This window comes from Zoogloea dura (genome assembly GCF_012927165.1).
Lineage (GTDB): Bacteria > Pseudomonadota > Gammaproteobacteria > Burkholderiales > Rhodocyclaceae > Zoogloea > Zoogloea dura.
Map to the genome: position 1 here is coordinate 34,919 of NZ_JABBGA010000014.1, position 13,940 is coordinate 48,858.

Below are 13,940 nucleotides of genomic sequence, written 5' to 3' on the forward strand. Positions count from 1 at the left end.
TTGCAGGGCCGCTTTGTTATCAGGTATGTGGAATGCGTATCTTGAATGCAAGGACCATCGGCTGCAATGGACGGGGTCACAGCCATCCCCGGGGCCGGCGCAGAGGGGGGGCCAGTGCTTGAACTATGCTGTGCTCAGTCCCGGCCGGGTGTCGGCAGCGGCACCATGATGGGCTGGCCGGGCTGGCTGCACCCAGCGTCGCAGCAGCGGCCCGGCTGCTTGTTGCGGGTCAGCGGCCGCGCCGGGTCGGCCAGAACGCCGCGCTCCAGAAGGCGCTCCACCAGCTCCACCTTGTTGCCCAGCGGGTAGTTGCGCCAGATCTCCTGTTTCAGCGCCGCGGGCGAGCCGCCGCCGTGCAGGCTGATCAGGGAATACCAGCCGCCCTGGTAGGAGGCGGTCAGGTCTTCGATGAAGCGGGCCGCTTCGATCCGCTTGTCGTAGGGCACGTCGGGGTTGGCCCGCAGCACCTCGGCCAGGGTGGCGGCGGTGGCCGGGTTGTGGTCCTCGTCGGGCCCGGGGAGGGCCACGATGAGGCCGCCGGACACTTCGTGGGCGAGCCGGTGCATGTCGTAGATCTGGGTGGACAGCAGCAGCTTGCCGATGTTGGAGAACACCGGTTCGGGCATGAAGCTGCCGGAATGCGGGTCCCGCGCGCCATACACGCTGGCCGCCACGCCGCAGGCGTAGAAGCCCTCGGTGATCTTGATCAGCTCCACCATCGGGTCGCGCAGGTTGGCCTTGTGGTCCGGATCCAGGCCGTTGGCCTCGCACATCAGCGCGCCGGCGCCGATCAGCAGGTCGCCGAAGCCGGCGCGGGCACCGATGCAGCTGTGGCGGTGGTGGGTGGCGTAGTTGTAGGTCACGTCGCCGGAGAACTCCCATTCGCCGGCCAGGAAGACCCGCTCCCAGGGCACGAAGACCTTGTCGAAGATCACCACCCCGGTGGCCTGGCCGTAGCGGCGCGAGAACAGCGGCGCGCCGTGTTCGGGTTTTTCGCCGGGGCGGCCGGCCGGGCGCGATACGATGGTGATGCCCGGCGCGTCCACCGGCACTGCGCAGCACAGGGCAAAGTCGGCGTCGGCGGCCTGCATGTTGCGCGATGGCATGACCAGGAACTCATGGACGTAGGGCGCACCCGTGACGATGGCCTTGGTGCCGGTGATGACGATGCCCTTCGCGTTGCGCTCGACGACGTGCACGTACACGTCCGGGTTGGTCTGCTGGGCGGGGCGCTTGCTGCGTTCGCCCTTGGCGTCGGTCATGGCGATGCCGAGGCTCAGGTCGGCATCCTGCACGTGCTGCAGGTAGGCAGCGAAGCGGGCCCTCGCTTCGGTGCTGCCGCGGGCATCATCGAGTTTGGCCATGGCCTGGCCGATGCCGTTGAGGGCGTCGTGGGCCAGGTAGCGCTGGGCGCAGCCGGTCTCCTGGCACAGGATGCGCACTGCCTCCAGCTTGTTGAGGAGGTCGCCGGCGGATTCGTTGATGTGCAGCATGCGGTTGACCCGCTTGCCGCTGCTGGATTGGAGGGCCGTCATCAGCGGGGCGCGGGCCGGGTCGTGGGCGAAGTCGTAGCTCACCGCCAGGGCGTTGATGCCGGGCTGCAGGGCCGGCTCGTCCGCGACCGATCCGACCAGCCGGCCGTCCACATACACGGTGGGCTTGCTGCGGCGGAGGGATTCCCGGTAGTCCTGGCCGGTCATCAGGTGGGCGGTGCTGGTGCTGGCGTTCATGGTGTCTCCTCCTTGTTGGTATCGGGCAGAACGGCGGGTGGCGTGGTGAGACTAGCCGGGCGGGCCGGTGAAGCGGCTGGGAGGGACGCCGAGGGCCTTGGCGAACATCGCCGAGAAGGCGGCCTGGCTGGCGTAGCCCACCGCCGCGGCGACCTGGGCCATGGGCACGCCGCGGGAGATCTCGTCCACCGCCTTGGCCAGGCGGAGCTGTTGGCGCCAGGCCCCGAAGCTGGTGTCGAGCTCGGACTGGAACAGGCGCGCCAGGGTGCGCTCGCTGGCGCCCACCTGCTCGGCCCAGTCGCTCAGGCCGCGGCCGTCGGCGGGGTTGTCCATCAGGGCATCGCAGAGGGCCTTGAGGCGCCGGTCGCGGGGCAGGGGGAGGCCCAGCGACAGGGGGCGGGCGATGCGCATCTCCTCCAGGGCCAGCTGCATCACCAGGTGGTGGCGGGTGTCGCCGCGCCCCTCGGCCAGGGCCTCGCCGAGGCTGCGCAGCAGGGGCGACACGTCCACCACCGTGCAGGCGTCGAGTGGCAGGGGCGCCGCCGCGGAGGCGATGTAGAGGGTGCGCAGTTCGACGGCGCCGAGCACTGTCAGGTCATGATCGATGTCTGGCGGAATCCACACCGCCCGGTTGGGCGGCACGATCCAGGCCATGCCCGCGGCGCAGATGCGGATGGCGCCGCGGATCGGGTAGGCGAGCTGGGCCCAGGGATGGCGGTGGGCCGGCACCACCACGTCGGGCGGCAGGCTGCGCACGTTCATGGTCACCGGCTCGTCCACGGACGGGGCACGGCGGGGCAGGGGGTCGAAGGAGCGGGGAGAGGCGTTGCGCGGCATGTTTGAACAAATCTCTGTCAGTTTGTCGAAATACAGCCACCCGGGTGGGCGCTAGTATCGGCTGCTAATCCGGCGAGTTCAATACAACAGGGCTGCACGCCGGGCCGACCAGGCAGCCCAGGAGAGCCCCATGAGCACCGACGCGAGCCTCGCGCCCCCCCGACAGGACGCCTATGTGATCGCGCTGGTGGGTTTTGCCCACAGCGTGTCGCACTTCTTCCACCTGCTGCTGCCGCCGCTGTTCCCGTGGCTGATGCCGGAGTTCGGCCTGGATTTCGTGGGCATCGGCAGCACCATGACAGTCTTCTTCCTGGTCTCCGGGGTCGGCCAGGCCCTGGCCGGGCTGGCGGTGGACCGCTTCGGCCCGGTGCGGGTGCTGGCCGCCGGGATCTCCTGTTTCGTGGCGGCCGGTGCGCTGCTCGCCCAGGCCAGCTCCTTCGCCGAGCTGATCGTGGTGGCGGCGCTGGCCGGCCTCGGCAACAGCGTCTTCCATCCCTGCGACTTCACCATCCTCAACCGCAACGTGTCGCAGCCGCGGCTCGGCCATGCCTTCTCGGTGCACGGCCTGTCGGGCAACCTGGGCTGGGCGCTGGCGCCGGTCTTCATGACGGGCATCGCCGCCCATTCCGGCTGGCGTGTCGCCGCGCTGGCCGCCGGGCTGCTGGCGGTGCCGGCGCTGCTGCTGATCATCGCCGGGCGGCATCACCTGGTGGACGAGAGCCGCCACACCGGGCCCAAGGGGCCGCCGGTGTCGACCCTGGAGATCCTCAAGGTGCGTCCGGTGTGGATGTGCTTTGCCTTCTTCTTCCTGCTGACCATGGCCTTCGGCACCTTCCAGAACTTCGGCGCGCCGCTGATGAACGGCCTCTACGGCATGTCGGTGGCTGGCGCGGCGGCGACGCTGTCGATCTACCTGCTGGGGGGCGCCGCCGGCATCCTGGTGGGAGGCTTCCTGACCCAGTCGGCCCGCCAGGACCGGATCATCGCCAGTGCGCTGGGGGCGGCGGCCCTGGCCGTGCTGCTGCTGGCCAGCGGCTGGGTGCCGGCCGGTGCGGTGGTGGCCCTGATGGCAGCGATCGGCTTCTTCACCGGCCTGGCCGGGCCGTCCCGCGACCTGCTGGTGCGCCGCGCGGCGGCCGCGCGCTTTGGCCAGGCCGCCTTCGGGCGGGTCTATGGTTTCGTCTATTCGGGCCTCGATTCCGGGCTGGCCCTGGCTCCGCTCGTTTTTGGCGGGCTGATGGACAAGGGCAGTTTCGGCGCCGTGCTGATCGGCATCGCCGTCCTGCAGGCGGCCGCCATCGGTACGGCGATGAGCGTGGAGCGCAGCTAGCCGCTTTGTCGTCCCCGAAGGGGCGTGGCATCAGCGCACCATGCAGCGCCCCTTCGCCTCCAGCCAGTACACCACTTCGCCGACCACCACCACGCTGCCCGACACCACGAAGGAGGCCGCCGAGACGGCGCCGGCCAGCACCAGCAATTCCGCGCAGCCCTCGTTGCGGCAGCCGCCGAAGGCCGCCACCTGGTAGGCCTGCAGGGTCATGTGGTTTTCGAGGATGCCGCAGGCCGGGTCGTAGCGGGTGGTGCTTTGTGGCAGGAACAGGCAGCCGCTCAGGACCCCACTCAGGGCACTGCACAGGCCGGCAAGGGCGATGCTGCGGGTTGGGCGGCAGGTCCGGTGCATGCTTTGATCCTGTTGTTTCCTTGATTCCCATCTGATTGTCTCCCGGTTCCTCACGGAGCCGCCCCCTCTTTTCTGCTGCACTGCAGCTTTACGTTTTTGTCACCCCCGCAGGGGGCGCGGACAAATCCGTCAGGCGCTTCTCCTGCGCCGTTCTCCTTCATTCCGGTCTTTTCCCTTTTGCAACAAGCGCTTGGCGCGAGTGGCACGGCGGCTGCATTAGTAAGTCTTGTGGGTCCATCAAAACGCCTGATCGATGGATTCCATGGACAAAAACGAACAGCCCTGCGGAGGAGACCCGGATGCAACACACCGTCACCATCGAAGACACCGGCGAGCGCTATGCCTGCGCCGGTGAGGAGTCCCTGCTGGCGGCCATGGCCCGCCTGGGCCGGCGGGGCATCCCCGTGGGCTGTCGCGGTGGCGGCTGCGGCGTGTGCAAGGTCGAGATCCTCAGTGGCGAGTTTGGCAGCCGCGCCATGAGCCGGGACCACGTCGATGACGCGGACCGGGCGGCGGGCCGCCTGCTGGCCTGCCGGGTCTATCCGGCCAGCGATATGTCCCTGAAGGTGGTCGGCAAGCTGCAGAAATCCGTCTGCGGCGCCGTCCGCCCAGTTAGCTCTGTTACACCCCCTGTTACCCGATAAATCCTGAAGAAAAGAGGAGACAAGATATGGCAATGACTGGTGTTCTGCGCCCGGGCCACGCCCAGGTGCGCGTGCTGGACCTGGAAGAGTCGGTGCGCTTCTACCGTGACGTGCTGGGCCTGGTGGAAACCGGGCGCGACGCCCAGGGCCGGGTCTATTTCAAATGCTGGGACGAGCGCGACCACCACAGCTACGTGATCCGCGAATCCGACCGGGCCGGCATCGACTTCCTCGGCTTCCGGGTGCTGGACAAGGCCAACCTCGACCGCCTGGAGGCGGGCCTCAAGGCCTACGGTATCGCCACCGAGCGCATCCCCGCCGGTGAAATGCTGGAGACCGGCGAGCGGGTGCGCTTCACGCTGCCCTCGGGCCACGCGATCGAGCTGTACGCCGAGAAGACAAAAGTCGGCAACGGCATTCCGCTGATCAATCCGGCGCCGTGGAGCCTGCAGCGGGAGCATGGCATCGGGCCGGTGCGCCTCGACCACGCGCTGCTCTACGGCCCCAACGTGGCCGAGGTGCAGAAGATCTTCACCGAGGTGCTCGGCTTCTACCTGGTCGAACGGGTCCTGACCCCGGATGGCAACGCCAATGCGGCGATCTGGCTGTCCTGCGGCCAGAAGGTGCATGACATCGCCTTCGCCGAATACCCGGAGCCCGGCAAGCTGCACCACTGCTCCTTCCTGATGGAGAGCTGGGAGCAGGTGCTGCGGGCGGGCGACATCATGTCCATGAACACGGTGCCGGTGGACATCGGCCCGACCCGCCACGGGGTCACCCGCGGCTGCACCATCTACGCCTGGGACCCGTCCGGCAACCGCTTCGAGACCTTCTTCGGCGGCCATCTGCCTTACCCCGACTACGAGACCATGACCTGGACCTTCGACAACTTCGGCCAGGGCCTGGACTACCCGCAGCGCAAGCTGCACGAGACCTTCCTCACCGTGGTCAGCTGAGGCCGCCATGAGCACCGAAGCGCCTCCCATGGACACCACCCGCCGTTTCGTCCGCCTCAGCGGCGAGCGGCCCAAGGGTTTCATCGAGTTCGAGTTCGCCATCGGCGAGCCGGAGATCTTCGTGGAGATGATCCTCGGCCGGGAGGCGTTTGCCGAATTCTGCGCGGCCAACCGGGTGGAGATGCTGCCCCCGCGCGACCCGGACGCGCCCCAGGGGGACTGGGACTGGCGCCTGGCCGACGCCACCCACACCCGCTTCAAGTAAGCCACCGACACGTTTCACCAGGAGACCCACCCCATGCAGATCGACCTCCGCACGGTCGCCATCCAGCCCCAGCGCCAGGCCTTCGACCACCTCGTCCGCCGTTTCGGCGACAAGGCCGCCTCCCGCTACCAGGAGGGCAGCTATGACATCCAGGCCGCCGAGAACCTGCACTACCGGCCCACCTGGGACCCGGACCACCAGCTCTACGATGCCTCCCTGACCCGCATCGTGATGGCCGACTGGTACGCCCTGAAGGACCCGCGCCAGTTCTACTACAGCACCTACACCCTGACCCGCGCCCGCCAGCAGGAGACCGCCGAGGCCAACTTCAGCTTCGTCGAATCCCGCGGGCTGGCCGACATGCTCTCCGACGAGCTGCGCGCCGTGGCGCTGAACGTGCTGGTGCCCCTGCGCCATGCTGCCTGGGGGGCCAACCAGAACAACACCACGGTGTGCGGCTACGGCTACGGTGCGATCTTCACCCAGCCCTGCATGTACCACGCCATGGACAACCTGGGCATCGCCCAGTACCTGTCGCGCCTGGGCCTGCTGCTGGGCGACACCGAAGCCCTCGACGCCGGCAAGAAGGCCTGGCTGGACGACGCCAGCTGGCAGCCGCTGCGCCGCTACGTGGAGGACTGCCTGGCCTGCCGCGACCCCTTCGAGCTGTTCGTGGCCCAGAACCTGGCCCTCGACGGGCTGCTTTACCCGCTGGTGTACGAGCGCATCGTAGACCAGCACCTGTCGGCCCAGGGCGCATCGGCGGTGGCCATGCTGACCCAGTTCATGAGCGACTGGTTCGACGAGACCCGCAAGTGGGTGGACGCGGTCATCAAGGTGGCGGCGGCCGAATCCGACGCCAACCGCGCCGTGCTCACCGAGTGGACCCGCCAGTGGAGCGCCCGCGCCGCCTCCGCCATGGTGCCGGTGGTGGAGCTGGCCCTCGGCAGCGGGGCTGACGAAGCCGTCGGCGAGCAGCTCGAAGCCTTCCGCGCCCGCGTCCTGAAGACCGGCATCACCCTCTGAAAGGCCGCCATGTCCACCGTATTCATCGCCTTGCAGGCCAATGAAGAAACCCGCCCGATCATCGAGGCCATCGAGATCGATAACCCCCAGGCGATCGTCCATCGCCAGCCGGCCATGGTCAAGATCGACGCCCAGGGCCGCCTGGTGATCCGCCGCGCCACCATCGAAGAGCAGCTCGGACGCGATTTCGACCTGCAGGAAATCCACATCAACCTCATCTCCCTCACCGGGCACGTGGTTGAAGACGACGAAACCCTCACCCTCAGCTGGAACGATTGAAGGAGGACCCGCCATGGACATGAAAGTCGCCAAGAAGAAACTCGGTCTCAAGGACAAGTACAAGCTGATGACCCGAGACCTGGGCTGGGAGCCGAGCTACCACAGCAAGGACGAGCTTTACCCCTACATGAATTACGAGGGCATCAAGATCCACGACTGGGACAAGTGGGAAGACCCCTTCCGCCTGACCATGGATGCCTACTGGAAGTACCAGGCCGAGAAGGAACGCAAGTTCTACGCGATCATCGACGCCCACGCCCAGAACAACGGCCACCTCAACCTCACCGACGCCCGCTACCTGTCGGCCCTGAAGATCTTCCTGCAGGCCATCAGCCCGGGTGAATACGCCGCCCACCGGGGTTTCGCGCGGGTCGGCCGGGAGTTCCCGGGGGTGGGGCCGCAGGTCGCCTGCCAGATGCAGGCCATCGACGAGATCCGCCACGCCCAGACGCAGATCCATGCGATGTCCAACTACAACCGTTACTACAACGGTTTCCACGCCTTCGCCGACCAGCGCGACCGCATCTGGTACACCTCGGTGGCGCGCTCCTTCTTCGACGACTCCATGTCGGCGGGGCCCTTCGAGTTCATGATCGCGATCGGCTTCAGCTTCGAGTACGTACTGACCAACCTGCTCTTCGTGCCCTTCATGTCCGGCGCCGCCTACAACGGCGACATGGCCACCGTGACCTTCGGCTTCTCCGCCCAGTCGGACGAAGCACGGCACATGACCCTGGGCCTGGAAGTCATCAAGTTCATCCTGGAGCAGGACCCGGACAACCTGCCCATCGTCCAGAACTGGATCGACAAGTGGTTCTGGCGCGGCTTCCGGGTGCTCGGCCTGGTCAGCACCATGATGGACTACATGCTGCCCAAGCGCGTCATGTCCTGGCGGGAAGCCTGGGACATCTATGGTGTGGAGAATGGTGGCGCGCTGTTCAAGGACCTGGCCCGCTACGGCATCAAGCCGCCAAGGGGCTGGGACGACGCCGAAAAGGCCATTGACCACATGTCCCACCAGTTCATGCTGGGCCTCTACCAGTGGAGCTTCGGCACGGCCTTCCACAGCTGGATTCCGTCGGATGCCGACATGGACTGGCTGGCCGGCAAGTACCCGCACACCTTCGACAAGTACTACCGGCCGCGCTGGAAGCACATCAAGAAGCTGGCCGATGCGGGCACCCCGTTCAAGAACTACGGCCTCGCCCGGTTGTGCCAGACCTGCCAGCTGCCCAGCGTGTTCACCGAGCCGGACGACCCGACCCTGACCTGCCACCGGGAGACTGTGTACAAGGGCGAGAAGTACCAGTTCTGCTCCGACGGCTGCCAGCACATCTTCGAGAACGAGCCGGAGAAGTACATCCAGGCCTGGCTGCCCATGCCCCAGCTGTTCCAGGACCCGATCAACGGCGACCTGGGCGAATGGATGAAGTGGGTCAGCCTGCTCGACGGCAAGGACAACGGCGACTACGCCGGCTCCGAAGACCAGAAGAACTTCGAAGCCTGGCGCGGCCTGGCCACCACCAACCAATGAATGACCATGCGGAGGCGGCCTGGGCCGCCCCGCACCCACAGATTCCAGGAGACTCCAGATGACCGTCGCCGCCATCAAGGAATACATCGCCGTCCCCCGCGACCGGGTGGAGAACTTCCACGGCAAGCAGCTCGTTTACGTGAGCTGGGACCACCACCTGCTCTTCGCCTCGCCTTTCCTGCTCTGCCTGCCGCCGGAGACCCCTTTCCGCGAGCTGGTGAGCGGGCCGCTCGGCATGCTGCTCCAGCCAGATCCCGACGCCGCCGCCATCGACTGGCAGCGCGTTGAATGGCTCAAGTCCAACCAGCCGTGGACGCCCGATTTCGACGCCAGCCTGGCCGCCAACGGCATCGGCCACAAGGACCAGCTGCGCTTCCGCACGCCAGGCCTCAACAGCCTGATGGCAGCATGAGGGCGGAGGCCATGAGCGCCCCCGCCCGGCCGCCCGAAGGGGGCGCGATCCCTCCCTTGGGGAGGATGTCGCAGCGCGACAGGAGGGTAGTCCAATGACTTACGAGCTGACCATCGAGCCCCTTGGCCAGACCATAGAGATCGAGGAAGGGCAGACCATCCTGGATGCGGCGCTGCGGGCCGGCATCTACCTGCCCCACGCCTGCTGCCACGGCCTGTGCGCCACCTGCAAGGTGCAGGTCAGCGATGGCGAGATCGAGCACGGCGAGGCCTCCAGCTTCGCCCTGATGGATTTCGAGCGGGATGAGGGCAAGTGCCTGGCCTGCTGTGCCACGGTGCAGGGTGATGTCGTCATCGAGGCCGAGATCGATGAAGACCCGGACGCCGAGAACCTGCCGGTGCGGGACTTCGACGGTACGGTGACGCGCATCGAATCCCTCACTCCGACCATCAAGGGGGTGTGGATCAAGCTGGATACGCCCATGCGCTTCCAGGCCGGCCAGTATGTGAACCTGGAACTGCCGGGCGGCATCGGCAGCCGCGCCTTCTCCGTCGCCAGCCCGCCGTCTGCGGACGGCGAGGTCGAGCTCAACATCCGCATCGTGCCGGGCGGGCAGGGCACCACCTATGTGCACGAGGCCCTGCGCTCCGGCGAGCGGGTGCGCATCAGCGGGCCCTACGGGCGCTTCTTCGTCAAGAAGTCGGCTGCCGTGCCGGTGGTGTTCATGGCCGGCGGCTCTGGCCTGTCCAGCCCGCGCAGCATGATCCTGGATCTGCTGGAGGAAGGCTTCACGCTGCCGATCACCCTGGTCTATGGGCAGCGTTCGCGGGACGAACTCTATTACCACGACGAGTTCCTGGCCCTTGCCGCGAAGCACCCCAATTTCCGATATGTGCCGGCCCTGTCGAACGAGCCGGCAGGATCGGACTGGAATGGCTTCCGGGGCTTCGTCCATGAAGCGGCCAAGGCCGCCTTCGACAATGACTTCCGCAGCCACAAGGCTTATCTGTGCGGCCCGCCGCTGATGATCGAGGCCTGCATTTCCACCCTGATGCAGGGGCGCCTTTTCGAGCGCGATATCTATACCGAGAAGTTCATCTCGGCGGCGGATGCGCAGCAGGTGCGCAGCCCCTTGTTCAAAGCGATCTGAGGGAGAGGACGGGAAGGCGGATATCTGCGTTAGAATCAAACGGAATAGACCTGCGGGGGATTGCCCGTCACCGGGATGAATGGTTCCCCTCAGGTTTTCTGCTGATCCTGAATGTACGGAGACTCCCCCTTGAAACGCGTTGAGAATGCTCGGCAGATGGCCGCCATGGCCAGGCTTAACGAGCTGGTGTTGCTGTCGCGGACGGGCCGCTTCAATGAACTGGAAAAAGCCGCCGAAAAGCTCGCGAAGCAATATCCCGATTTCGGCCACGCCTGGAATTTCATGGGGATCGCGCAACTGGCCATGGGCAGCGATGCGCTGGCCGCGCTGGAGAAAGCGGCGGCGCTGCTGCCTGCAGACCCGACGGTCAATCTCAACCTGGCCCTGGCCCTGATTGCGCATGGCGAGCTGACGCGCGCCGAGCACTATTGCCGTGTGGCCATTGCGCTGCGGCCGGACTACGCCAAGGCGCATATGAACCTCGGCGCCATTCTCCTCGATCTGGGCCGGATGGAAGAGGCCATCGAGAGCAGCGAGACGGCCCTGGCATTGCAGCCCGATTACCTGGCTGCCCTGACCAATCTGTCCGCTGCCCTGGGCAAGGTCAATCGCAAGATGGAATCCATCAGGGTGGCCCGCCAGGCCCTGGCGATGAGCCCCGACAATGCGGCGGCCCATTTGAATCTTGGACAACGCCTTGAGGATCTGGGAATGGTCGAGGAGGCCGAGGCGCATATCCGGCGTGCGCTGGAGATCGAGCCGGCCAATCTGGTGGGGCAGAGCTGGCTCCAGTTCCTGTGTTCCTATCATCCCGGCCATTCGGGCCTGGATCTGTTGGCGCAGGCGCGCCGCATCGGCCAGCTATTCATCGACGCGGCCCGGCCCTGGCAGAGCTGGTCCAATGATCGGGACCCTTCGCGCCGGCTCAAGCTGGGTTTCGTGTCGCCTGATTTCCGCCGCCAGTCAGTGGGCCTGTTTATCGAGAACGTATTTGCAGCACTGCACGACATGATGGGCGAGCGCATCGAACTGCATGGCTATCATGTGGATGCCTTTCCGGCGGATGACAATACGGCCCGCATCAAATCCTGTTGCGCGGGCTGGACCAATGTTAACCACATGTCCGACAGTGCCCTCGCCGAGCAGATCCGGCAGGATGGCATCGATATCCTGTTCGACCTCTCGGGGCACACCGGCTGCAACCGCCTCCCCATGTTCGCCTGGAAACCGGCGCCGGTGCAGGTCAGCTGGATCGGTTATCTCGGCACCACCGGCCTGCCGGGCATGGATTACCTGATTGCCGACGAATGCACCTTGCCCGCATCGGAAGAAGCCCATTTCTCCGAGAAGATCCTGCGCATGCCGGAGACCTATCTGTGCTTCAGGCCGCCGGAGGAGGATTGCGCGATCGGCGAGCTGCCGGCCATCCGCAACGGCCATGTGACCTTCGGCAGCTTCAACAACCCTAGAAAGATCAGCGACGAGGTCCTGGAAACCTGGGCCGAGGTGCTTGCCGCGGTGCCCGACAGCCGTTTGCTGTGCAAGTACGGCGGCTTCTCCGACGAGACCCTGAGAGGCCGTTTCACGAGCTTCTTCGTCAAAAGGGGGATTGACGAGGCGCGCCTGGAGTTCATGGGGCGGGTACCCCATTCCGAACACCTGCCGACCTACAACCGGGTCGATATCGCGCTCGATCCCTTTCCCTATCCGGGCGTGACGACATCGGTGGAGGCCTTGTGGATGGGCGTCCCGGTGCTGACCCTGGCCGGCGAGAGCTTCATCTCGCGCCAGGGTGCCGGCTTGCTGAAGCAGGCCGGTTTGCCGGAGTGGGCGGCCGGCAGCCGGCAGGAGTATGTCGCCAAGGCGGTCGAGTTTGCGGCCAGCCTGGAGCGTCTGTCACAGATCCGCGGCAGCCTGCGCGAGACGCTGCAATCAACTGCGCTGCTGGACAGCCACCGCTTTGCAGTGCAGTTCGAGAGCCTGGTGCGCGGGATCTGGCAGACCTGGTGCGACAGCGCCCGCTAAAAGGACGAGCCCGGCGTCTTCAGGAATTCGATCTCTTCGGCCGTCGAGGCCCTGCCCAGCACCGCGTTGCGGTGGGGGTAGCGGCCGAAGCGGTCGATGATGGCCTTGTGGCGGCGTTCGAAGTCCAGGTTGCCCTCCAGCCCGGGCTGGCTGTACAGATCCATCGCAAGGGCGTGGATCAGCGCCGATTCGCTGTGCATGTAAGGCAGGTAAAGGAAGGCGCGGCGGGCCGGCGCCAGGGCCTGATCGGCACCCTCGGCCACCGCCTCCTGGGCCAGCACCAGGGCCATGCCGTCGCTGGCGAAGGCCAGCGGGCTGTCCCGGTGGATGTTGCGGGAGAACTGGTCGAGCACGATCACCTCGGCCAGGCGCCCGTCGGCGCTGCTGCGCCAGGCGTGCAGCTCGCCGCGGGTGGCGGCCTGGTGCAGGGCGCCGAAGCGCGTCGCGACGAGGCGGTCGAAGTCGTCCGACTTGTCCCACCACTGCTTGGGCGAGATTTCCTCGAACCAGAAGGCGAGGACGGCATCGGGGCCGGCTGCGTGGGGCATGGTGTTCTCCTGTTTGATGGTCAGCCGGTGTCGGCCTGAATGCTCAGCGCCGTCGACACGGTGCGCGACACGCTGTCGATGTGTTCCCGCGCCGCTGCGTTGGCCAGCTCGGGTTGACGCGCGGCAATGGCTTCGATCACCGCCTGGTGTTCGCCCGCCACGTGGTCCAGGTGGGCGCCGAAGCCGCAGGTCTGCACAATGAAGAAATCCGACAACTCGAAGTTGGCCAGCTGCCGGCCGCACACCAGCGGCGATTGCGCCATGGCGTGCAGCTCGGTGTGGAAGGCCACGTTGAGCTGCCGGTAGGCATCCGCATTGGCCGGGTCGGCCGGGTCGAGGGCTTCGATCTGGGCGTTGATCAGGCGCAGCCGGGTGATCTCGGCGACGCTCGCGCGACGTGCCGCCAGCTCGGCGATCAGGCCCTCGGTGAGGGCGAACATGCGGTAGAAATCCTGGATCGATTCCGGCGTCGGGGTGACCACCTCGCAGCCTACCTGGGCGGTGATGGTGACGAAGCCACGCTCCTGCAGCTTGTACAGGGCGGTCATGATCGGGTGCCGGCTGACGCCCATCTCCTCGCCGATCTCCTTGACGAGGATGCGGTCGCCGAAGCGGTACTGGCAGCGGAACAGGCGCTGCAGGATCTCCTGGTACAGATGGTTCTTCTTGGCCATGGTAAAGCGTGTCGAGGGGTGAAACGGGACAGCCGGCGCATGGTAGCACTCTCTGCCAGGTCGTCCGGCGGGGTGATGGCGCGCACGGTAGACGGGGTGCCGAAGGCACGCATCAATTGCTTGCATGCTAGCATGCAAGCGCTGTAGAGTGGCGCTCGTCGCCTGTTTGCCTGCCGCCG

At 66.5% G+C, this 13,940-nt stretch carries 15 protein-coding genes; 10 read left to right on the plus strand and 5 right to left on the minus strand.

From position 1 onward, the window contains the following. Positions 1–134 precede the first annotated feature (134 nt). Positions 135–1,730, minus strand: a complete 1,596-nt coding sequence (locus HHL15_RS16300) for a 4-hydroxyphenylacetate 3-hydroxylase family protein (protein ID WP_169146852.1) — start codon at positions 1,728–1,730, stop codon at positions 135–137. 51 nt (positions 1,731–1,781) lie between these two features. Next, positions 1,782–2,567: an AraC family transcriptional regulator gene (locus HHL15_RS16305; RefSeq protein ID WP_169146853.1), complete on the minus strand. Its 786-nt coding sequence runs from the start codon at positions 2,565–2,567 to the stop codon at positions 1,782–1,784. A gap of 130 nt (positions 2,568–2,697) precedes the next feature. Here HHL15_RS16305 and HHL15_RS16310 point away from each other — a divergent pair, with 130 nt between their 5' ends. Continuing rightward, a complete protein-coding gene (locus HHL15_RS16310) occupies positions 2,698–3,897 on the plus strand; it encodes an MFS transporter (protein ID WP_169146854.1) in 1,200 nt (399 codons plus the stop codon). Positions 3,898–3,927: 30 nt separating this feature from the next. Here HHL15_RS16310 and HHL15_RS16315 read toward each other — a convergent pair whose 3' ends face one another. Further along, positions 3,928–4,248 (minus strand): hypothetical protein, encoded by a 321-nt coding sequence (locus HHL15_RS16315; protein WP_235943438.1) that lies wholly within the window; start codon positions 4,246–4,248, stop codon positions 3,928–3,930. Positions 4,249–4,547: 299 nt separating this feature from the next. On the opposite strand from HHL15_RS16315, the gene HHL15_RS16320 reads away from it, so the two are divergent. The 9 genes from HHL15_RS16320 (at position 4,548) to HHL15_RS16360 (ending at position 12,539) form a co-directional block, all read left to right on the plus strand. After that, entirely contained in the window at positions 4,548–4,892 is a 345-nt protein-coding gene (locus HHL15_RS16320; protein ID WP_169146855.1) for a 2Fe-2S iron-sulfur cluster-binding protein, read from the plus strand. Positions 4,893–4,918: 26 nt separating this feature from the next. Next, entirely contained in the window at positions 4,919–5,848 is a 930-nt protein-coding gene (locus tag HHL15_RS16325; protein ID WP_169146856.1) for a catechol 2,3-dioxygenase, read from the plus strand. A gap of 7 nt (positions 5,849–5,855) precedes the next feature. After that, the gene (locus HHL15_RS16330; RefSeq protein WP_169146857.1) at positions 5,856–6,113 is read left to right on the plus strand and encodes a phenol hydroxylase subunit; all 258 of its coding nucleotides are present in this window, start codon (positions 5,856–5,858) and stop codon (positions 6,111–6,113) included. A 33-nt stretch (positions 6,114–6,146) separates the two neighbouring features. Then, positions 6,147–7,139: an aromatic/alkene monooxygenase hydroxylase subunit beta gene (locus HHL15_RS16335; RefSeq protein WP_169146858.1), complete on the plus strand. Its 993-nt coding sequence runs from the start codon at positions 6,147–6,149 to the stop codon at positions 7,137–7,139. A gap of 9 nt (positions 7,140–7,148) precedes the next feature. Further along, positions 7,149–7,418, plus strand: a complete 270-nt coding sequence (locus HHL15_RS16340; protein ID WP_169146859.1) for an MmoB/DmpM family protein — start codon at positions 7,149–7,151, stop codon at positions 7,416–7,418. Between the two features lie 13 nt (positions 7,419–7,431). After that, positions 7,432–8,952, plus strand: coding sequence for a YHS domain-containing protein (locus HHL15_RS16345; protein WP_169146860.1), 1,521 nt, complete (start codon positions 7,432–7,434; stop codon positions 8,950–8,952). A 58-nt stretch (positions 8,953–9,010) separates the two neighbouring features. Continuing rightward, on the plus strand, positions 9,011–9,364 hold the full coding sequence (locus tag HHL15_RS16350) for a phenol hydroxylase subunit P4 (RefSeq protein WP_169146861.1): 354 nt from the start codon (positions 9,011–9,013) through the stop codon (positions 9,362–9,364). A gap of 94 nt (positions 9,365–9,458) precedes the next feature. Further along, on the plus strand, positions 9,459–10,514 hold the full coding sequence (locus tag HHL15_RS16355) for an NADH:ubiquinone reductase (Na(+)-transporting) subunit F (RefSeq protein WP_169146862.1): 1,056 nt from the start codon (positions 9,459–9,461) through the stop codon (positions 10,512–10,514). 129 nt (positions 10,515–10,643) lie between these two features. After that, entirely contained in the window at positions 10,644–12,539 is a 1,896-nt protein-coding gene (locus HHL15_RS16360) for a tetratricopeptide repeat protein (RefSeq protein WP_169146863.1), read from the plus strand. Here the strand turns inward: HHL15_RS16360 and HHL15_RS16365 are convergent. Further along, complete coding sequence (locus tag HHL15_RS16365) at positions 12,536–13,087, minus strand: DUF924 family protein (protein ID WP_169146864.1); 552 nt, start codon at positions 13,085–13,087, stop codon at positions 12,536–12,538. The genes HHL15_RS16360 and HHL15_RS16365 overlap by 4 nt on opposite strands. A 20-nt stretch (positions 13,088–13,107) precedes the next feature. After that, positions 13,108–13,761 carry a GntR family transcriptional regulator gene (locus HHL15_RS16370; RefSeq protein WP_169146865.1) on the minus strand — a complete coding sequence of 218 codons (654 nt, stop codon included), beginning with the start codon at positions 13,759–13,761 and terminating at the stop codon, positions 13,108–13,110. Positions 13,762–13,940: the final 179 nt, after the last annotated feature.

Bases quoted from the DNA above. Each gene is read 5' to 3' on its own strand.
- HHL15_RS16335 (WP_169146858.1), top strand. From the start codon at position 6,147: ATGCAGATCGACCTCCGCACGGTCGCCATCCAGCCCCAGCGCCAGGCC.
- HHL15_RS16315 (WP_235943438.1), bottom strand. From the start codon at position 4,248: ATGCACCGGACCTGCCGCCCAACCCGCAGCATCGCCCTTGCCGGCCTG.
- HHL15_RS16320 (WP_169146855.1), top strand. From the start codon at position 4,548: ATGCAACACACCGTCACCATCGAAGACACCGGCGAGCGCTATGCCTGC.
- HHL15_RS16330 (WP_169146857.1), top strand. From the start codon at position 5,856: ATGAGCACCGAAGCGCCTCCCATGGACACCACCCGCCGTTTCGTCCGC.
- HHL15_RS16345 (WP_169146860.1), top strand. From the start codon at position 7,432: ATGGACATGAAAGTCGCCAAGAAGAAACTCGGTCTCAAGGACAAGTAC.
- HHL15_RS16310 (WP_169146854.1), top strand. From the start codon at position 2,698: ATGAGCACCGACGCGAGCCTCGCGCCCCCCCGACAGGACGCCTATGTG.
- HHL15_RS16350 (WP_169146861.1), top strand. From the start codon at position 9,011: ATGACCGTCGCCGCCATCAAGGAATACATCGCCGTCCCCCGCGACCGG.
- HHL15_RS16340 (WP_169146859.1), top strand. From the start codon at position 7,149: ATGTCCACCGTATTCATCGCCTTGCAGGCCAATGAAGAAACCCGCCCG.
- HHL15_RS16325 (WP_169146856.1), top strand. From the start codon at position 4,919: ATGGCAATGACTGGTGTTCTGCGCCCGGGCCACGCCCAGGTGCGCGTG.
- HHL15_RS16355 (WP_169146862.1), top strand. From the start codon at position 9,459: ATGACTTACGAGCTGACCATCGAGCCCCTTGGCCAGACCATAGAGATC.
- HHL15_RS16305 (WP_169146853.1), bottom strand. From the start codon at position 2,567: ATGCCGCGCAACGCCTCTCCCCGCTCCTTCGACCCCCTGCCCCGCCGT.
- HHL15_RS16370 (WP_169146865.1), bottom strand. From the start codon at position 13,761: ATGGCCAAGAAGAACCATCTGTACCAGGAGATCCTGCAGCGCCTGTTC.
- HHL15_RS16300 (WP_169146852.1), bottom strand. From the start codon at position 1,730: ATGAACGCCAGCACCAGCACCGCCCACCTGATGACCGGCCAGGACTAC.
- HHL15_RS16365 (WP_169146864.1), bottom strand. From the start codon at position 13,087: ATGCCCCACGCAGCCGGCCCCGATGCCGTCCTCGCCTTCTGGTTCGAG.